We start from the raw sequence: 20,474 nt of genomic DNA, 5'->3' as shown, positions 1-20,474 counted from the left end.
GCACACTATGCAGGCCGTGGCGGGAACCTATAAGGTTCCCCCTGTGGCTTTGCTGAGTATAATAACCACCGGGGAACGGAAAACATCCTGGTTGGATGTGGTGGCCACAGTCGATCCCGTAAAAACCCGTATTGACTCAGATATACCCCTGGCCGACCATTGCCAGCTCCCCGCACCAGCCCAAGGTGAGCTATTCAAAATGCACGAAAGCATAATGGAGCAGTTATGGCAGACTTCCCACCTTCAAGGTGGCAATCTTGCCTATGTTGAACAGCTTTTCGAAACCTACCTGAAAGACCCCAATGCCATTCCCGAAGAATGGCGCAGCTATTTCGATAAACTTCCCAGTGTGGATGGCTACAAAGGCCGCGATATAGATCATTCATCTATACGCCAGCAGTTTGAGCACATTTCCCGCAATCAGCGTTTTCTTGCCACCGGCGGTGTACCTGCCAGCGCAACGTCTGATGCAGACAGGAAGCAGATTCGTGTGCTCCAGCTGATCAACGCCTTTCGTTTCCGCGGCCATCAGGAAGCAAAGCTTGATCCCCTGGGGGTCTGGAAACGTCCTCAGGTTGAAGATCTCGACCCTTCGTTCCATGAGCTTTCCGAAACGGATTACGACCTTGAGTTTCAGACCGGTTCCCTGAACTTCGGTTCCGAGACCATGAAGCTTCGGGATATTGTTGGCGGCCTTCGCGAGACGTATTGCGGAAGTATTGGCGCCGAGTACATGCATGTTGTGGATACGCGGATCAAGCGCTGGTTCCAGCAGCGGATGGAACCCGTACGCTCCCGTCCGAATTACGAAGCCGGCACCCGCAAGCACCTTCTTGAGCGTCTCACGGCTGCAGAAGGGCTGGAAAAATACCTTGGTTCCCGTTACCCCGGTGTGAAACGTTTTGGCCTTGAGGGTGGTGAGACCCTGATTCCCTGCCTGGATGAACTTATCCAGAGGGCGGGCAGCTACGGTGCCAAGGAAATTGTGCTGGGTATGGCCCATCGTGGCCGCCTGAATGTCCTGGTTAACACGCTTGGCAAAAACCCGAAAGAACTGTTCGATGAATTCGAGGGCAAGAAACTCGCCGATTCAGGCTCGGGTGACGTCAAGTACCACCAGGGTTTCTCATCCAACGTCATGACCGAAGGTGGTGAAATCCATCTGGCACTTGCCTTTAACCCGTCGCATCTGGAGATTGTCTCGCCAGTGGTTGTAGGCTCTGTTCGCGCCCGTCAGACCCGTCGTGAAGATCCCAACGGCACTCAGTGTGTACCCATCATCATGCATGGTGACGCAGCCTTTGCAGGTCAGGGCGTGGTCATGGAAACCTTCCAGATGTCCCAGACCAGGGGCTATGGCGTTGGCGGTACCATTCATATCGTCATCAACAACCAGGTTGGTTTTACCACCAGCAAACAGGAAGACGCCCGGTCGACTGAATACTGCACCGATGTGGCCAAGATGATCCAGGCCCCGATCCTGCACGTGAACGCGGACGACCCCGAAGCCGTGATGTTTGTCACCCAGATGGCCATGGATTATCGCCACGAGTTCAAGAACGACGTGGTGATTGACCTGGTGTGCTACCGCCGCCGTGGCCACAATGAGGCAGACGAGCCGGCTGCCACCCAGCCGGTGATGTACGACAAGATTCGCAAGCTGACGACCACCCGCAACCTTTACGCCGAAAAACTGGTGGCAGACGGGATTATCTCCGAGGAGGAAGCCAAGCAGCTCGAACTGGACTATCGCGACGAACTGGACAAGGGCGATCATGTGGTCAAGTCCCTGGTCAAAGAGCCCAATAAAGAGCTCTATGTAGACTGGACCCCCTATCTGGGCCACGAATGGACAGCAAAGTGCAAGTCCAGTGTCGCCCTGAAGACAATCCAGAGGCTTGGCAAAAAGCTGACCCATATACCGGAAGGTTTCAGTGTGCAGCGCCAGGTCTCCAAGATCATGAGTGATCGCGAGAAGATGACGGCCGGCGCCCTGCCCATCAACTGGGGCTACGGCGAGATCATGGCCTATGCGACGCTTCTCGAGGAGGGACACCCGATACGTATTACCGGGCAGGACGTTGGCCGCGGTACCTTCTCTCACCGCCACGCTGTGCTGCACAACCAGAAAGACGGCGCGACCCATACCGCCCTCAAGCATATCGCGGAGGACCAGCCGAGATTCGAAATTTTCGACTCCCTGCTGTCCGAAGAAGCAGTCATGGCATTCGAATATGGTTATGCAACCACTGCTCCCAAAGGTCTGATTGTCTGGGAGGCCCAGTTTGGTGACTTTGCCAACGGCGCCCAGGTGGTCATTGATCAGTTCCTGACCAGTGGCGAGCATAAGTGGGGGCGCCTGTGTGGCCTGACCCTGCTGTTGCCCCACGGCTACGAAGGGCAGGGTCCGGAGCACAGCTCAGCACGTCTTGAGCGCTTCCTGCAGCTTTCCGCAGAACACAATATTCAGGTATGTGTGCCTACTACCCCGTCGCAGGTGTTCCACATGCTTCGACGTCAGGTCAAACGCCCACTGCGTAAGCCGCTGGTAGCCATCACTCCCAAGAGTCTGCTGCGGCATAAAGAGGCAACCTCTGATCTCGAGGATCTGACATCCGGCACTTTCAAGACTGTGCTGCCTGAGAAAGAGCTTTCCGATCCGAAGAAGGTCGATCGCCTGATCCTGTGCAGCGGCAAGGTCTATTTTGATCTGCTGGAGCGCAAAAAGGCCGACGAGCGGCATGACGTCGCGATCGTTCGGATCGAGCAACTGTATCCGTTCCCCGGGGATGACCTGGATGAGCTCCTGAGCCAGTACAGCAAGCTCAAGCACGTAGTCTGGTGTCAGGAAGAGCCGATGAACCAGGGTGCCTGGTACAGCAGTCAGCATCACATGAGAAATGCCCTGCATCGCCACAACCCCAAACTTTATCTTCAGTATGCGGGTCGTGACGCTTCTGCTGCTCCCGCCTGTGGGCATATGTCCGTCCACATTGAAGAGCAGAAAAAACTGGTTAACGACGCGTTTGAAATCTGACGAGCTACCGAACTAAGGACCCGAGATGTCAACTGAAATAAAAGCCCCCGTATTCCCAGAGTCGGTCGCAGAAGGCACAGTCGCGACCTGGCACAAGCAGCCCGGCGAAGCCTGTTCCCGTGACGAGCTGATTGTCGATATTGAAACCGACAAGGTCGTGCTCGAGGTGGTCGCTCCGGCTGATGGTGTGATTGAGGAAATACTAAAGGGTGAAGGCGACACCGTGGAAAGCGGTGAAGTGGTCGGAACCTTCAAGGAAGGGGCTGCGGGCGAATCAAAGCCTGCTGCCAAGGATGATGGCGGAAAAGAGGAAGGCAAGAAGGAAGAGGCGACCGAACAGCCCTCTGAAGAAACTGCCAGATCCTCCGGCGAAGCCATTCTGAGCCCCGCGGCCCGCAAGCTGGCAGAAGAGAACAATGTCAATCCGGATGCCGTTAAAGGTACCGGAAAAGACGGTCGTGTTACCAAGGAAGATGTTCAGAATCATATAGATACGGCGAAATCTTCAGGTACCACTTCAGCTGCGGAAGCGAAGCCCGCCGGCGATATGCCGCAGGTCGACCTGGGCTCCGGCGAGCGCCCTGAAAAGCGTGTGCCAATGACCCGGCTGCGGGCCAGCATCGCCAAGCGCCTGGTCAATGCGCAGCAAACTGCCGCCATGCTTACTACGTTCAACGAAGTGAACATGGGACCGGTCATGGAACTGCGCAAGCAGTACAAGGAAAGCTTCGAGAAACGTCACGGGGTCAAACTCGGCTTCATGTCGTTCTTCACCAAGGCCGCTACCGAAGCGCTGAAACGTTTCCCGGCGGTAAATGCGTCCATCGACGGTAACGACATGGTTTACCATGGCTACCAGGATATCGGTATCGCGGTGTCAAGCGACCGTGGCCTGGTTGTGCCTGTTGTGCGTGACGCCGATGCACTTGGCCTTGCCGGCATTGAAAAGAAAATCGTCGAGTACGGAACCAAGGCCAAAGAAGGCAAGCTTGGCATCGATGAAATGACCGGTGGCACGTTCACCATCACTAACGGTGGTATCTTTGGATCATTGATTTCCACGCCGATTCTGAATCCCCCGCAGACCGCGATCCTGGGCATGCACAAGATTCAGGAGCGTCCGATGGCGGTGAACGGCAAGGTGGAAATCCAGCCGATGATGTATCTGGCTCTCTCCTATGACCACCGCATGATCGATGGCAAGGAAGCGGTACAGTTCCTGGTAGCCATCAAGGAAATGCTTGAGGATCCGGCACGCATTCTGCTGGACGTCTGAGCCGACACTTAACGAATTGGATAAACGGGATAAAACATGTCTGACAAGTACGACGTAATCGTCATTGGCGCCGGCCCGGGCGGCTATGTTGCCGCAATCAAGGCAGCGCAACTGGGACTGAAAACCGCGTGTATCGAATCGTGGACCGACAAGGAAGGCAAGCACCGGCTCGGCGGTACCTGCCTGAATGTGGGCTGTATCCCCTCCAAGGCATTGCTGGAGATTTCCCACAAGTACGAGGAAGCGCACCACGGCTTTGCGGATCAGGGTATCATTGCCAAGGATGTCAAGATGGACATCGGCAAGATGATGGAGCGCAAGGAAGGCATCGTGAACCAGCTCACCGGTGGTATCGGCGGTCTGTTCAAGGCCAACGGCGTAACGTCGATTCAGGGTCACGGCAAGTTGCTGGCCAACCGCAAGGTTGAAGTGACGGACAAGGATGGCAAGGCCACAACCTACGAGGCTGATAACGTTATTATCGCCACCGGTTCCAAGCCCATCCAGATTCCGCCTGCTCCTTTTGACGGTGAGCATATCGTTGACTCTGAGGGTGCACTGGAATTCACCGAAGTGCCCAAGCGTCTTGGCGTTATCGGTGCCGGCATCATCGGGCTGGAGCTTGGCAGTGTCTGGGCGCGACTGGGCGCAGAAGTAACGGTGCTTGAAGCAGTTGACACCTTCCTGCCGACCATTGACCAGCAGATCGCCAAGGATGCGCTGAAACAGTTCCAGAAACAGGGCCTCAACATTGTGCTGGGCGCACGTATGACCGGTGCGGAAGTGAAGCGCAAACTGGTCAACGTCAGCTATGAGGATTCCAATGGTAAGCAGGAAGCCAAGTTCGACAAGCTGATCGTGGCTGTTGGCCGTCGACCCTATACCGACAACCTGTTGTCCGAAGACTCAGGTGTTCAGATGGACGAGCGCGGCTTCATTTTTGTGGATGACAATTGCAAGACAGAAGCTCCGGGTGTCTGGGCTGTCGGTGATGTGGTGCGAGGTCCCATGCTGGCGCACAAAGCGTCGGAAGAGGGTGTTATGGTTGCCGAGCGTATCGCCGGCCATAAGCCGCAGGTGAATTACGACTGCATTCCGAACGTGGTCTACACCTTTCCGGAAGTTGCCTGGGTTGGTAAGACCGAAGAGCAGCTGAAAGCCGAGGGTGAAGAATATAACGTGGGTACCTTCCCGTTTGCCGCCAATGGCCGCGCCATGGCAGCGAACTCGGCAACCGGCATGGTCAAGATTATCGCTGATGCGAAGACTGACCGGATCCTCGGGTTCCACGTGGTTGGTCCCCAGGCTTCTGAAATCGTTGCCCAGGGCGTGATTGCCATGGAGTTCGGTTCCAGCGCCGAAGATCTGGCCCTGACCTGCTTTGCACATCCGACTCTGTCCGAGTCCGTGCACGAGGCAGCTTTGGGCGTGGCCGGCGGTGCCATTCATATCGCCAACCGCAAGAAAAAGAAGTAACGCAAACCAGGAATTTTTTAATTCGGGAAATTGACTATGAATTTGCATGAATATCAGGGCAAGCAGCTGTTCGCTGAATATGGCCTGCCGGTATCAAAGGGCATTGCCTGCGATACCCCCAAGGAAGCAGTGGCTGCCGCTGACGAGATTGGCGGTGACGCATGGGTAGTAAAGGCCCAGGTACATGCCGGTGGCCGCGGCAAGGCCGGCGGTGTCAAGCTGGTCAAGAGCAAGGACGAGATCCGCGCTTTTGCCGAAAACTGGCTGGGCAAGAACCTGGTCACCTACCAGACCGACGAGAATGGCCAGCCGGTCAGCAAGATCCTTGTTGAGTCGCTGACCGATATCGACCAGGAGCTTTACCTGGGTGCGGTTGTTGACCGTGGCACCCGTCGTATCGTGTTCATGGCGTCCACCGAGGGCGGTGTCGAGATCGAGAAGGTAGCCGAAGAAACCCCCGAGAAGATCCTCCGGGCCGAAGTCGATCCACTGGTAGGCGCGCAGCCGTATCAGGGCCGTGAGCTTGCCTTCAAGCTGGGCCTGGAAGGCAAGCAGATTGGCCAGTTCACCAAGATTTTCCTGGGTCTGGCAAAGCTGTTTGAAGAGCGTGATCTGGCGCTGCTGGAAATCAACCCGCTGGTTATTACCCCGGCCGGAGACCTGCACTGCCTGGATGCCAAGATTGGCGTCGACGGCAACGCACTTTACCGCCAGAAGAAAATCCACGAAATGCACGATCCCTCCCAGGAAGATTCCCGGGAAGCGGAAGCTGCCAAGTGGGAGCTCAACTACGTGGCGCTGGAAGGCAACATCGGCTGCATGGTTAACGGCGCCGGCCTGGCCATGGGCACCATGGACATCATCAAGCTGTCCGGCGGCCAGCCTGCCAACTTCCTGGACGTTGGCGGCGGAGCTACCAAGGAGCGCGTTTCCGAGGCGTTCAAGATCATTCTGTCCGATGCCAACGTCAAGGCCGTTCTGGTCAACATCTTTGGTGGTATTGTCCGCTGTGACATGATTGCAGAGGGCATCATCGGTGCGGTCAAGGAAGTGGGCGTGAAGGTTCCCGTGGTTGTTCGCCTTGAGGGCAACAACGCAGAAACTGGCACCAAGGTACTCGCCGATAGCGGCCTGAACATCATTGCTGCCACCAGTCTGTCGAACGCGGCAGAGCAAGTCGTAAAAGCCGCGGGGGGTAAATAATGAGCATCCTGATCAACAAAGACACCAAAGTTATCTGCCAGGGCTTTACCGGCGCACAGGGTACCTTCCACTCTGAGCAGGCCATCGAGTATGGCACCAAAATGGTAGGTGGCGTCAGCCCCGGTAAGGGCGGGACCGAGCATCTCGGCCTGCCGGTATTCAATACCGTACGTGAAGCGGTCGAGAAAACGGGCGCGGAAGCCACCGTAATCTATGTTCCGGCACCGTTCTGCAAAGACGCGATCATCGAAGCTGCAGACGCTGGCATCGAGCTGATTGTATGCATCACCGAGGGCATCCCGACCATCGATATGCTCTACGCAAAAGAGTACGTGGATCGCAAGGGCGTTCGTATGATCGGGCCCAACTGTCCGGGTGTGATCACGCCGGGCGAGAGCAAGATCGGTATCATGCCGGGCCATATCCACAAGCCGGGCAAGGTGGGCATTGTCTCCCGTTCAGGCACCCTGACTTACGAAGCGGTCAAGCAGACCACGGACTTCGGCTACGGTCAGTCCAGCTGTGTCGGTATTGGTGGGGACCCGATTCCGGGCTCCAACTTCATCGATATCCTGCAACTGCTGCAGGACGATCCGCAGACTGAGGCCATCGTGATGATCGGCGAGATCGGCGGTACCGCCGAGGAAGAAGCTGCTGCCTTCATCAAGGAAAATGTCAGCAAGCCAGTAGTGGCTTACATCGCCGGTGTCACAGCTCCTCCGGGTAAGCGTATGGGCCACGCTGGCGCCATTATTTCCGGTGGTAAGGGTACAGCAGACGAGAAGTTTGCCGCCCTGAACGATGCGGGTGTCAAGACCGTGCGTAGCCTGGCTGAAATCGGCAAGGCGCTGAAGGAAGTGACTGGCTGGTAAATCTCCGCCGGTGAATCAAAGCCCCCGGGTCTGCCTTGCGGACTTCCGGGGGTTTTTTGTTTTAAGGTGCCGGTGACAGGTTTTTAAAAGGTACCTTAACGCCGGGTGCACATAAGTCTATAATGCCCGGTCAGCCTCGAATAAGATGGCTGTTCCCTATAAACAGAAGGAGTTCATGCTTTGAGTTCTGTCGATTCCCAGCAACGGATTTTGTCCGGCATGCGTCCCACCGGCAAGTTGCACCTTGGCCATTATCACGGTGTTCTGAAGAACTGGGTCAAACTCCAGCATGAATTCGAGTGCTTTTTCTTCGTCGCGGACTGGCACGCGCTGACTACCAACTACGACGATCCCAGCGATATCCAGGGAAGCGTCTGGGATATGGTGATTGACTGGCTGGCGGCCGGTGTCAATCCCGGCTCCTCCACAATGTTTATCCAGTCCAAGGTGCCTGAGCATGCCGAGCTGCACCTGCTGCTGTCGATGATAACGCCGCTGGGTTGGCTTGAGCGCATCCCCACGTACAAGGACCAGCAGGAAAAGCTGCGTGAGAAGGATCTGGCTACCTACGGTTTTCTGGGTTACCCGTTGCTGCAGAGCGCGGACATTCTCATGTACCGGGCAGGACGGGTACCCGTAGGCGCAGACCAGGTCTCCCACGTTGAGATCACGCGGGAAATCGCACGCCGTTTCAACCACCTGTACGGTCGTGAACCCGGATTTGAAGAGCATGCCGAGGGCGCCATCGTCAAAATGGGCAAGAAAAACGCAAAACTCTACCGCACTCTGAAGAAGCGCTATCAGGAAGAGGGCGATATGGAGGCGCTGGAGACGGCCCGGGCCCTGCTCAAGGAACAGCAGAACATCTCCCTGGGGGACCGTGAGCGGCTTTACGGTTATATTGAAGGCGGCGGCAAGGTGATCCTGCCTGAGCCCCAGCCGTTATTGACACCGGAATCGAAAATGCCAGGCCTGGACGGCCAGAAAATGTCCAAATCCTATAACAATTACATCGGCCTGCGCGAGGCGCCGGACAGCGTGGCCCAGAAGGTTCGCACCATGCAGACGGATCCGCAACGTGTGCGCAGGACCGATCCGGGGGAACCTGAGAAGTGCCCGGTCTGGGGGCTGCACAAGGTGTACTCCGATGCCGACACCCAGGAATGGGTGCAAACCGGCTGCCGCAGTGCCGGCATTGGCTGCCTGGACTGCAAGAAGCCGCTGATTGAGTCGATCATTGAAGAGCAGCGCCCGCTGCACGAACGTGCGCGGGAGTATGAGAGCAATCCTGATCTGGTCAACGCCATTATTGAAGAAGGCTGTGAGCATGCCCGGGACGCGGCGCGGGATACCCTCGAGGAAGTTCGCGCGGCTATGGGGCTGAGCTATCGCTGAACACCGGCGCTGACGACTCTGGAGACACCATGACGGACGATACCGCAGGCAAATCAGTGGCAGAAGAGGTGGCGGAGGCGTCCGTTCCTGTCGCTGAGCAGGCGCCGCTGGCAAGGGTCTCCGGTAAACCGGTGGTTGATCTTCCCCGTGATCTGTATATACCACCTGATGCCCTTGCCGTGTTCCTGGAGGCGTTTGAAGGGCCCCTGGACCTGTTGCTGTATCTGATCCGGCGCCAGAACATGGATATCCTGGACATTGATGTCAGTGAAATCACCAGGCAGTACATGGATTACATCGGCGCCGTTGAGGCCCTGCGCTTTGAACTGGCGGCGGAATACCTGGTGATGGCTGCCACCCTGGCGGAGATCAAGTCGCGGATGTTGCTACCGCGGCAGGAAGCCGAGGATGACGAAGAGATGGATCCCCGGGCGGAGCTGATCCGGCGTTTGCAGCAGTACGAGCGCTTCAAGCAGGCAGCTGAAGACATGGATCAGATGCCACGGCTGGAGCGGGACAACTTCACCGCTTCGGCAGCATTACCGAAGATGCCGTCGAGTCAGCCACATCCGGATGTGCAACTGCGGGAAATTCTGCTGGCACTCCAGGGTGTGCTGAAACGGGCGGATCTGTTTACCAGCCACCATGTTGAAAGAGAGCGGCTGTCCACCCGTGAGCGCATGTCGGCCATACTTTCGGTATTAAGGGACGATCAGTTTGTGACATTCGAAAGCCTGTTCATAGCGGAAGAGGGGCGCCTCGGTGTTGTAGTCAGTTTCCTGGCGACACTTGAGCTGGTCAAGGAACAGCTGATCGAGGTGGTGCAGGCCCAAACGCTGGGCCCGATTCATGTCAGGGCCAGGGCGTCCCGCTGATCGTCTGACATCGCGCAATTCGATACCCGGTAGTGAACCATGAATGAAGAAAACCTCAGAAAAATCCAGGCGATTATCGAGGCGGCACTGCTTGCCGCGGGCAAGCCGCTGTCGGTGGAACAGTTGCGGGAACTGTTTGAGGAAGACGAGCGCCCGGGCCGGCAGATCATGGAGCATGTGCTTTTGTTGCTGGAGCAATCGTGTCAGGGACGGGGCTTTGAACTGAGAAAGGTGGCCAGCGGGTACCGGCTACAGGTAAGGGAAGAGTACGCGCCCTGGATCGGGCGGCTATTCGAGGAGAAGCCCCAGCGTTATTCCCGCGCTCTGCTGGAAACCCTGGCCCTGGTTGCCTATCGCCAGCCCATTACCCGGGGTGAAATTGAAGATATCAGGGGTGTCACCGTTAGCAGTAACATCGTCCGCACCTTGCTCGAGAGAGAATGGGTACGGGTTGTGGGCCACCGCGACGTGCCCGGCCGGCCGGCGATGTTCGCGACCACGAAACAGTTCCTGGATTACTTCAACCTGGAGGGGCTGGATCAGTTGCCCCCGCTTTCCGAAATCCGCGATCTTGAAGAGATCGGGCGGGAAATTGAAAAAAACATGCAGGCCGAGATCGAATTCGACTCTCCGGCCAGGAATGCTGGCGAGGAGGACGGCGAAATGACACCGGACTCTTCGCCAGAGCAGACACTTCACTGATGCCGCCGGCATCAGCCACTTGTTAAGGACAGATTCATGGCGGCAGATCGCCCCCGTAAGCCTGAAAAGAAAATGCAGGAAGAAAGCACGCCTTCCGGCCCGGAACGCATCCAGAAGTTGCTGGCCCGGGCTGGCGTAGGGTCACGCCGGGAAGTCGAGGGCTGGATAGAGGCCGGCCGTCTGGTTATTAATGGCCAGCCGGCCGAGCCTGGACAGAAAGCCTCTGTCAGCGATCGGATTGAGCTCGACGGCAAGCGCCTTGATATTGAGGCAGGCGCAGAAGTGCTCCGGCGCGTGCTGATTTACAACAAGCCGGAAGGAGAAGTAACCACCCGTCGCGACCCGGAAGGGCGTCCGACCGTGTTCGACAGTCTTCCGCGGCTCCGTGACCATCGCTGGATCGCTATTGGCCGGCTTGATATCAACACCACCGGCCTGGTGCTTTTCACCACCGATGGGGAACTCGCCAACCGGCTTATGCATCCGTCCCGCCAGATTGACCGCGAGTACGCGGTAAGGGTTTTTGGCGAAGTGGATGAAGCCATGATCAAGCGGCTGTCGGAAGGTGTGCTGCTGGACGATGGCATGGCGAAGTTTTCCGATATTACGCAAGCAGGCGGCAAGGGGATCAACCAGTGGTTCCATGTCACTCTCCTGGAAGGGCGTAACCGGGAGGTGCGGAGACTGTGGGAATCCCAGGGCGTTCGGGTCAGTCGTCTCAAGCGGGTGCGTTATGGACCGGTTTTCCTGCCCAGCCGGCTGACCGTGGGCAAGTGGGAAGAGCTGGACCAGAAAGCAGTTGACTCGCTCAGTAAGGCAGTGGACCTGGAACCGGTTGCGATTCCGGCGAAAACGCCGTCCGAGCAGAAGGTTCATGATCGCCAGCGCCGGAAACAACCGAGTTCCGCACCCCGGAAATCAGGCAATCCCCGTTGGCAGGTGGACAGCTCGGGCCCCGATCAGAAACCGGCTCGCAAGCCTGTCGCACGCAAATCACCGAAGCGATAATCAGTTTCCGATAGCGGCGAAAACCCTGGTGCAGTCACGACCATGGTCTTTCGCCCGGTACAAGGCTTCGTCGGCGCGCGTCAGCCATTGATTGGCGGTTTCATCGGGAAGACGCTGGGCCACACCGCAGCTGGTGCTGACCGAAACGTCAGTGTCACCACAGTTAACGGATATGGAGCTGATATACTCGCGAATTCGATCAGCAACGACGCGGGCATGGCTTTCATTGGTGTGGGGTAGCAGGATGGCAAACTCCTCGCCGCCAAAGCGGTAGACGCTGTCCGAATTCCGCACCGCCTTCTGCAGCTCGACGGCTGCCAGCTTAAGGATGTGATCCCCGACTACGTGGCCGTACCGGTCATTAACCGCCTTGAAATGGTCGAGGTCACACAGAATCAGCGAATAATCCTCGCCATGCCGGTCACCCAGGCAGCATGCCCGCGCCAGGACCTCGTCCATTGCGCGCTTGTTGGGCACACCGGTCAGGGAATCTGTCAGCGCGGCCTGTTCGATGGCAATGAACTGGCAGGCATTACGAATCGGGCAGATAGCAGCAGCCAGTATCAGCTCAATGCCTTCCAGTTCCTGCTCAGCAAATTTCTGGCGCCGACTGAGCGACAGGGTGCCATAGAAGCTTCCCTCCAGGTTCAGGCGGTAATCGCAACGATGCGGGCCGCCCATGCCGGTGGCATACACAAACTCGCGGGCGGCGATCTGGTGGCGGTAGTTCATACAGTCAAAGGGCACCACGGCGCTGATCTCTTCCGCCAGGATGGCCAGTTGGGTTTCCAGATTGAGGGTCGTTGACAGCCTGCGGGTAAGACGGGTGAGGGCATCCGGTGATTCAGTCCATTCCCGATGAGCCTGTCTGAGCGCCGCGAGCTTTTGAGGTTGAGGTCCTGACTTGTTGATCGTTGGGATGTTTTTCACTCGACACGGCCCGTTGAAGGTATTTTGCGTATCAGCAAGCAAGTTTTCAGCCAATCGAATAATAACGTGCAATAACAATGTTCTATAATATATATCTAATATAATTTATAGATTTATTGATGATAGAGCTAAACGGTATGTCAATAAACCGGCAGTAAACTGCCGTACCAACCGGATCGTCAAAATGTCGGACAAGGGGATTGGGCCGGCCAGCGGCTGTGGTAAACTTCTGCGCTTATTCCTGGCTGCCAGTAGTGAGTGAGCGACCAACTTTATGAGGTTTCAGGCCCCCGAAAGTCTTTCCGAGCAGATAGCCCAGCATATCGGGCAACGCATTGTCACCGGTGATCTCAAACCGGGCGAACGGATACAGGAGCTGAAGGTAGCCGGAGAACTCAATGTCAGCCGCGGCTCGGTGCGCGAATCCCTGCTGATTCTCCAGCGCCGTCATCTGGTGGAAATTTTTCCGCGCAGGGGCGCTGTGGTATCCAGTCTGACACCGGAACTGGTGAACAGCCTCTACGATATCTATATCGACCTACTGTGCATGTTGGGGCGCAAGTTGCTTGAGCGCTGGTCCGGCGAGCAGTTGTCCGGGGTCATGGCGCGAGTTCGCGAGCTGCAGGCGGTAATCGATGCGCTTAATTCCTCCAGGGGCGATGCGGCAGAACAGGTGATCGACGCGGGTTTCGGGGTTATGCGCTACACCTATGGGCTGGTGGAAAACCCGTTCCTGGAAGAGACCCTGGAAAATTTCCGTCCCGCCATCAGCCGCACCTATTTTGTCGCCCTGGAGAATTTCCGCGATGAACTGGAGGAAACCGGTCGCTTTTTCCGGTTGCTTGCCGATGCCGCTCTGCGGGGTGATTCCCCCGGCCTTGAACAGGCAATCTGCGAGTTTGGTGAACATCAGCGCCAACAGGTATTAAGTATTCTGAAGCAAGAGGTGAGCGCCTGATATGCGCCTGAAATCCATCAAGCTCTCTGGCTTCAAGTCATTCGTAGACCCGACTACGGTGCCCTTCCCTTCCAACATGACAGCTGTTGTGGGCCCTAACGGGTGTGGCAAGTCCAATATCATTGATGCCGTCCGCTGGGTCATGGGCGAGAGCTCCGCCAAGTACCTCCGTGGCGAGTCCATGTCGGACGTCATTTTCAACGGCTCCGGCGCTCGCAAACCGGTTGGCCAGGCGTCCATCGAACTGGTGTTCGACAACAGTGACGGTTCCGCCCCCGGCGAATTTGTCCGCTTCAACGAAATCTCCGTCCGGCGCCGGGTATCCCGGGAAGGACAGTCAGAATACTTCCTCAACGGCTCCAAATGCCGTCGCCGCGACATAACCGATCTGTTCCTGGGCACCGGCCTGGGCCCCCGCAGCTACGCGATCATCGAGCAGGGCATGATTTCCCGGCTGATCGAAGCCAAGCCGGAAGAGCTGCGAGTCTATATTGAAGAAGCGGCTGGCGTCTCCAAGTACAAGGAGCGCCGCAAGGAAACGGAAAGCCGTATACGCCGCACCCGGGAAAACCTCGAGCGTCTGACAGATCTGCGGGACGAACTGGGGCGACAGCTGCAACATCTGGAGCGCCAGGCCCAGGCAGCGGAAAAGTACAGGACATACAAGCAGGAAGAGCGACAGAAGAAGGCCGAGCTGACAGTTCTGCGTTGGCAGTCACTGGATAAGGACCTGCAAACCTGGCGCTCGCGGATCCGGGATACCGAACTGGAACTGGAGAGGCAACTGTCCGAGCGTGTCAGCCTGGAAACCTCCCTGGATACCCTGCGGGAAAGTCACCAGGACCGCAACCAGCACTTCAACAAAGCCCAGGCCCGCTATTACGAAGCCGGCGCTGATATCGCCCGCCTTGAACAGAGCCTGGAACACCAGCGTGAGCGCAGCCGCCAGACAGCTGCAGAGCTGGATCAGGCCATGGCGAACCAGCGCGAACTGGCCCGTGAACTGGAGCAGGACCAGGAGAAACTGTCCGCAATCCGGGAAGAGCTCGATATGCTGGAGCCGGAACAGGAAGCGCTGTCACAGAAGTCTGAAGAGTCCGGCGAAAAACTTCAGAATGCCGAAGATGCAATGAGCGCATGGCAGCATGACTGGGAGGATTTCAGTTCCCGCTCCGCGGATGCCCGTCGCCAGGCCGAGCTGGCCCAGTCCCGCATCCGTTCCCTGGAAAATGCCATTGAGCAGCTTCGCAGCCGCCAGCAAAAGCTGAAAGAGGAGCAGGAACTGCTTGAAAGCCAACTTGACCGTGCCGGGCTGGATGATTTTCTCGAGCAGCAGGAAACCCTGGAATTACAGCGGGACGAAGCATCGGAGCGGATCGAATCCGTTCAGGATGAACTTCGGGAGGCACGGCATCAACAGGGGGATGCAGAGCAGACAGCCAGCAATGCGCGGCAACGGGTCCAGAGCCTGAGAGCATCACTGGAATCCCAGCAGGCGCTGCTTGATGAACAGATGGGAGGGCACGACGATACCCTGCAGGCCTGGCTGAATGATCGGGGCCTGAGCAACAGCCCGCGACTGGCCAAACAGCTGAAAATCGAGGATGGCTGGGAGTTCGCGGTTGAGCAGGTAATCGGCCGATTTACCCAGGGGCTCAGTGTCCCTGGTCTGGATTCGGTGCAATCAGAGATGGCCGCGGCCCCCCGCGGATTGGCACTGGTAAGCAGTGAGTCCAGTGGCACCAGCCATTCAGAGGGGCTTGCCGGCAAGGTAACCGGTGCCGGTGGCATGGCTCCCCTGCTTGCAATGGTGGATACGGCAGAGACCATGAACGAAGCCCTGGGACGGCAAGACACGCTGGCGCCGGGGAAAAGCATCATCACGCCTGAAGGAGCCTGGGTTTCTGTAGACTGGATTCTGATGCCTGATTCTGACGCCGCGCAGATCGGTGTCATTGAGCGCCAGAAAAAGGTCACCGCACTGGCAGGGGAGCTGGAACAGGCAGAAGCCGCCCTTGAATCCGCCACGGATAACCTGGACCGTTTGCTGGAGCGGTCCGAGCGTGCAGAGGCGACCAGAGACGAAGCCCAGGCCCGTTTGGCGGATGCTGACCGGGACCTGGCAGCCCTGTCATCGAAGATCAGCGGCCTGAAAGCCCGTGCCGAACAGATCGATGCCCGGCTGCAACGTATTGGCGACGATCTGGCGGATGTGTCCATGAATCTGGAAGGCCAGCAGGAACAGCTGCAGGAGACCCGTGAGGAGTGGCAGCAGGCTCTCGCCTCCACGGAAGACAGTGATGATGAGAAAGAACGTCTGCTTGAGCGTCGCGATGTGCTGCGGGAAAACCTGGACCACCTGCGCCAGGAGGCCAGGCACGATCGCGACCGTGCACACCAGTTACAGCTTCAGCTGCAGTCCCTGAACAGTCAGCGGGACGGCCTGCGGCAGACCATTGACCGCATGCAGTTGCAGAAAGAGCGTCTGGACGAACGCCTGGATATCCTTCGGGAAAGCCGCGAGAGCGCGGAGGAGCCCATTGAAGACCTGCAGATGCAGCTGGAGGGCCTGCTGGACCGTCGTCTTGCCGAGGAAGGAAAGCTGGGCGCAGCGCGGGACGCACTTGAGGAAATCGATCGGGACGTACGCGACAAGGAGCAGCGCCGCAGCCGCATAGAACATAGCGTTCAGGACGTCAGGGCCAGCCTTGAAAAGCTGAAGATGGAATCCCAGGCACTGGAAATTCGCGCTGGTAATCACCTCGAGCAGCTGGAAGAACTGGATATCCGCCTGCATGAGGTTCTGTCGACATTGCCGGAGGATGCCACCGAAGAGGTCTGGGCAGAAGAGCTGGAGAAACTTGGCGCACGGATTCAGCGCCTGGGTGCCATTAACCTGGCAGCTATTGAGGAGTATCAGGTACAGAGTGAGCGCAAGACTTATCTGGACAGTCAGCATGAAGACCTGATGGAAGCCCTGGAAATCCTCGACAACGCCATTCGCAAGATTGACAGGGAAACCCGCCAGCGCTTCAAAGAAACCTTTGACCAGGTGAATGGTGGGCTGCAGGCTCTGTTCCCGAAAGTATTCGGGGGTGGCAACGCCTACCTGGAGCTTACCGGTGAAGATCTTTTGGAAACAGGTGTGGCGATCATGGCGCGGCCGCCCGGCAAGAAAAACAGCACGATCCATCTTCTGTCCGGTGGCGAGAAAGCATTGACGGCAATTGCGCTGGTGTTTTCGATTTTTCAGCTCAATCCGGCACCGTTCTGTATGCTGGACGAGGTGGACGCGCCCCTGGACGATGCGAATGTGGGCCGTTACGCCAATCTGGTGAGGGAAATGTCGAAACAGGTACAGTTCATCTACATTACCCACAACAAAATCGCCATGGAAATGGCCGATCAGTTAATGGGTGTTACCATGCACGAACAGGGTTGTTCACGGCTGGTATCGGTTGATGTGGATGAGGCCGCAGCACTGGCAGAGGCCTGACCGGGTGTCCGCCAGTCAATGTTCGTGCAAAAATGACGAAACCGCCATCTGGCCTGTGTTTGCGTTGTATTCATTACAGGCTTTTTTTAGAGTAGCAACGATATCCGATCTGCAAACAGGACAGCACTACTATGTCTCTTAGGGAATGGTTAATTGCCATCGGTACCCTGGTTATTCTGGGTATTGTTATAGATGGTTTGCGCCGCATGAGGCGCGCCCGCAAGGAATCAAGTGCAATTTCTTCCGGTATGGGGGCGGATGATCTGGACGATTCCCCATTGGACAAGGACTATAATCCGGAACTCCCCAACGGCGGGGCCCGGACCATTTCCCGTGATACCCTGGAAGAGCGGGGCTACGTAAAACCGGAAAAAAATCGCCTGGCAAGACCCGATCCCAAGCCAACCCGACCGGTTGTAAAAAGTTCCAGGGGCGAGGCGGCCGAGGAGCGGCCCGCGCAAACGGAAAAGGCGGGGGATACTGCCGCCCGCGAACCTGATGACACTTCTTTTGACACCGATACCGGGTGGGGCGCGGTTGACGATGAGCCAGAAATGCCTCCCGCGGACGATGGCATTATAGGAGAGCCCAGGATCGCGGCTCGCCCCAAGCCGGATCAGTCCGAGCCCCGGGCGGAGCAACAGAGCGAAACCGTCGTCCCGCCGACGGTGACTACCGAAGTGGAGGAGGACACTGCGCGGCGGGAGCAGGCGGCACACACTTCAGGTCAGCCACTGGCCGGTGCAAACCGTCCCGAAGCCCGGGAAGTGGTGGTTATCAATGTGCTGGCAAAAACCGATGAGAACTTTACCGGGCCGCAGCTGAAAGCTCTGTTTGAGGCCTGCGGCCTTGAGCATGGCGATATGGACATCTATCACCGTCATGAACAGACAGACACTAACAGCCCTGTCCAGTTCAGCGTCGCCAGCGCAGTCGAGCCGGGTACATTCAGGCCGGAAGACATGCCGGCCCTATCCACTCCCGGCATCAGTTTTTTCATGAGCATGCCGGGGCCAACGAATTCCATGCAGGCCTTCGAGTTCATGCTGGAGACGGCGCAGTGTGTGGTACGTAACCTCGGTGGCGAGCTGAAGGACGAGCGGCGCAGCGTGATGACCCCGCAAACTATCGAACACTGTCGTCAGCGCATTCGCGAATTTGAACGCAAAGAGCGAAGCCCAAAAAAATGACCAAAGCTACTCCGGATGTTATCAGCCGGGCCGCAGAGCTCCGGGACATGCTTGCCGAGTATGATTATCACTATTACGTCCTGGACGATCCCAAGGTGCCAGACGCGGAATACGACCGTCTGTTCCGGGAACTGCAGGATCTGGAAGCAAAATACCCGGATATTGTTACCCCTGACTCACCCACACAACGCGTAGGCGCCCGTGGAGAAACCACCTTTGAGGAGGTGGAACACCGCATTCCGATGCTGTCACTCGATAACGCGTTCAGCGAAGAGGAGCTAAGGGATTTTGATCGCCGGGTCAGGGACCGCCTTAAAACCAGTGACGATATCGAGTACGTCGGCGAGCCCAAGCTTGATGGCCTGGCGGTAAGCCTGCACTTCGAATCCGGCATCCTTACCCGCGCAGCCACCCGGGGTGACGGTTATACCGGTGAAGACATCACCGCAAATATCCGCACCATTTCCTCGATACCGCTGAAGCTCCGTGGTAATTCGTTCCCGGATGTTGTGGAGGTACGGGGAGAGGTCTATATGCCTCGGAAGGGATTCGAAACGCTGAACAAACGGCTGGCCGATCGGGGCGAAAAAACCTTCGTGAATCCCCGCAATGCGGCGGCAGGCAGCCTGCGCCAGAAAAAATCCTCGGTCACAGCGCGCCGCCCGCTGGAAATGTGTGCCTACAGTGTTGCGCTGGAGGATGAGAGCCGTCTACCGGCAACACATTGGGAAGCGTTGCAACAGGTAAAAAAGTGGGGATTCCGGATAAATCCGGAAATGTGCAAGGCGACGGGGGTAGAAGCCTGTCTGGATGCTTATAATGATCTTATGGAAAAGCGGGCGGGGCTGCCGTACGAAATTGATGGAATCGTTTTCAAGGTCAACAGTCTGGCGCTGCAGCAAAAACTGGGCTTTGTATCACGCGCGCCGCGATGGGCCATTGCCCAGAAGTTCCCGGCGCAGGAAGAGCTCACGGTTATTGAGGATGTCGAATTTCAGGTAGGGCGCACCGGCGCGATAACACCGGTTGCCCGCCTGAAACCGGTGTTCGTGGGTGGCGTTACGGTCAGCAATGCCACGCTCCATAACATGGATGAGATTCGCCGGCTGGATGCCCGTATCGGTGATACCGTATTTGTTCGCCGTGCCGGTGATGTGATTCCCCAGGTCGTCAAGGTGGTGACCGAGCAGCGCCCCGACAACGCCCGGATTGTTGAATTACCCGAAGTCTGCCCGGTGTGCCAGTCCGATGTTGTACAGATTGAAGGCGAAGCCGTGGCCCGTTGTTCCGGTGGGCTGTTCTGCCCTGCTCAACGCAAGGAAGCCATTCGCCATTATGCGTCCCGCAAGGCGCTGGATATCGAGGGGCTGGGTGACAAGTGGATTGATATTCTTGTGGATCGGGGGATGGTCCATACCGTCGCTGATCTTTATAAGCTGAAGAAATCCGACCTTACCGGCCTGGAGCGGATGGGAGAAAAGTCGGCCAGCAACCTTATCAAAGCGATTGATCGCGCCCGCCATCCGGTACTGTGGAAGTTTGTCTATGCCCTGGGGATTCGTGAGGTCGGCGAAACCACGGCGAAGGCTCTGGCCAGCCACTTCGGAACTCTGGAAGCGATCAGTGAAGCGGATGAGGAGGCGTTGCAGTCGGTTCCTGATGTGGGTCCTACTGTCGCAGGCCATATCCGCAGTTTCTTCGATCAATCCCATAATCAGGAAATCATTCAGGCACTCCGGGATGCCGGGGTGCAATGGCAGAGCGAGGAAATTACCGCTTCCGAAAAGCCCCTGAAAGGAGAGACCTGGGTGCTGACAGGCAGTCTGTCCGGCATGACCCGGGACGAAGCGAAGGACAGGCTCGAGTCTCTCGGTGCGAAAGTGGCAGGGAGTGTTTCCCGGAAAACCGCCTGTGTTGTCGCGGGGGAGGAACCAGGCTCAAAGCTCACAAAAGCGGAAAGTCTGGAGGTTCCGGTCATGGATGAAGAGGCATTCGTTGATTTTCTGGCAAGCCACGGCATTGAGAGCTGATTCTGAATCCGCGAGCTCGCGCAGAC

The 20,474-nt window shown here is 57.3% G+C and carries 14 protein-coding genes; 13 read left to right on the top strand and 1 reads right to left on the bottom strand.

All coding sequences use genetic code 11. The features are described from left to right. Window positions 1-199: 199 nt before the first annotated feature. From DIT72_RS12475 to rluB, 9 genes are all read left to right on the top strand, one after another. Entirely contained in the window at window positions 200-3,037 is a 2,838-nt protein-coding gene (locus DIT72_RS12475) for a 2-oxoglutarate dehydrogenase E1 component (RefSeq protein ID WP_135955579.1), read from the top strand. Between the two features lie 25 nt (window positions 3,038-3,062). Beyond that, window positions 3,063-4,313 (top strand): 2-oxoglutarate dehydrogenase complex dihydrolipoyllysine-residue succinyltransferase, encoded by a 1,251-nt coding sequence (odhB, locus tag DIT72_RS12470; protein WP_135955578.1) that lies wholly within the window; start codon window positions 3,063-3,065, stop codon window positions 4,311-4,313. Window positions 4,314-4,349: 36 nt separating this feature from the next. Then, complete coding sequence (lpdA, locus tag DIT72_RS12465) at window positions 4,350-5,789, top strand: dihydrolipoyl dehydrogenase (protein ID WP_135955577.1); 1,440 nt, start codon at window positions 4,350-4,352, stop codon at window positions 5,787-5,789. A 36-nt stretch (window positions 5,790-5,825) separates the two neighbouring features. After that, complete coding sequence (gene sucC / locus DIT72_RS12460; RefSeq protein WP_135955576.1) at window positions 5,826-6,992, top strand: ADP-forming succinate--CoA ligase subunit beta; 1,167 nt, start codon at window positions 5,826-5,828, stop codon at window positions 6,990-6,992. After that, entirely contained in the window at window positions 6,992-7,864 is an 873-nt protein-coding gene (gene sucD, locus DIT72_RS12455) for a succinate--CoA ligase subunit alpha (RefSeq protein WP_135955575.1), read from the top strand. Before sucC ends, sucD begins: the two co-directional genes overlap by 1 nt. A 180-nt stretch (window positions 7,865-8,044) precedes the next feature. After that, a complete protein-coding gene (locus DIT72_RS12450) occupies window positions 8,045-9,259 on the top strand; it encodes a tryptophan--tRNA ligase (RefSeq protein ID WP_169450026.1) in 1,215 nt (404 codons plus the stop codon). 29 nt (window positions 9,260-9,288) lie between these two features. Then, on the top strand, window positions 9,289-10,134 hold the full coding sequence (locus tag DIT72_RS12445; protein WP_135955574.1) for a segregation and condensation protein A: 846 nt from the start codon (window positions 9,289-9,291) through the stop codon (window positions 10,132-10,134). A 39-nt stretch (window positions 10,135-10,173) separates the two neighbouring features. Continuing rightward, window positions 10,174-10,836 carry an SMC-Scp complex subunit ScpB gene (gene scpB, locus DIT72_RS12440; protein WP_135955573.1) on the top strand — a complete coding sequence of 221 codons (663 nt, stop codon included), beginning with the start codon at window positions 10,174-10,176 and terminating at the stop codon, window positions 10,834-10,836. Between the two features lie 36 nt (window positions 10,837-10,872). Continuing rightward, a complete protein-coding gene (gene rluB / locus DIT72_RS12435) occupies window positions 10,873-11,844 on the top strand; it encodes a 23S rRNA pseudouridine(2605) synthase RluB (protein WP_135955572.1) in 972 nt (323 codons plus the stop codon). Here rluB and DIT72_RS12430 read toward each other — a convergent pair whose 3' ends face one another. After that, entirely contained in the window at window positions 11,845-12,774 is a 930-nt protein-coding gene (locus tag DIT72_RS12430) for a GGDEF domain-containing protein (RefSeq protein WP_135955571.1), read from the bottom strand. 274 nt (window positions 12,775-13,048) lie between these two features. Here DIT72_RS12430 and DIT72_RS12425 point away from each other — a divergent pair, with 274 nt between their 5' ends. The 4 genes from DIT72_RS12425 to ligA all read left to right on the top strand — a co-directional run bounded on the left by DIT72_RS12425 (window position 13,049) and on the right by ligA (window position 20,448). Then, window positions 13,049-13,732 carry a GntR family transcriptional regulator gene (locus DIT72_RS12425; protein WP_135955570.1) on the top strand — a complete coding sequence of 228 codons (684 nt, stop codon included), beginning with the start codon at window positions 13,049-13,051 and terminating at the stop codon, window positions 13,730-13,732. Window position 13,733: 1 nt separating this feature from the next. Then, complete coding sequence (gene smc, locus DIT72_RS12420; RefSeq protein ID WP_135955569.1) at window positions 13,734-17,228, top strand: chromosome segregation protein SMC; 3,495 nt, start codon at window positions 13,734-13,736, stop codon at window positions 17,226-17,228. A gap of 131 nt (window positions 17,229-17,359) precedes the next feature. Beyond that, window positions 17,360-18,418: a cell division protein ZipA gene (gene zipA, locus DIT72_RS12415; protein ID WP_135955568.1), complete on the top strand. Its 1,059-nt coding sequence runs from the start codon at window positions 17,360-17,362 to the stop codon at window positions 18,416-18,418. Further along, the gene (gene ligA, locus DIT72_RS12410) at window positions 18,415-20,448 is read left to right on the top strand and encodes an NAD-dependent DNA ligase LigA (protein ID WP_135955567.1); all 2,034 of its coding nucleotides are present in this window, start codon (window positions 18,415-18,417) and stop codon (window positions 20,446-20,448) included. Before zipA ends, ligA begins: the two co-directional genes overlap by 4 nt. Window positions 20,449-20,474: the final 26 nt, after the last annotated feature.

Origin of the sequence: Marinobacter orientalis (assembly GCF_004792665.1) — a bacterium.
Classification (GTDB): Bacteria; Pseudomonadota; Gammaproteobacteria; order Pseudomonadales; family Oleiphilaceae; genus Marinobacter; species Marinobacter orientalis.
This window is presented reverse-complemented; position numbering and strand designations above follow the sequence as displayed.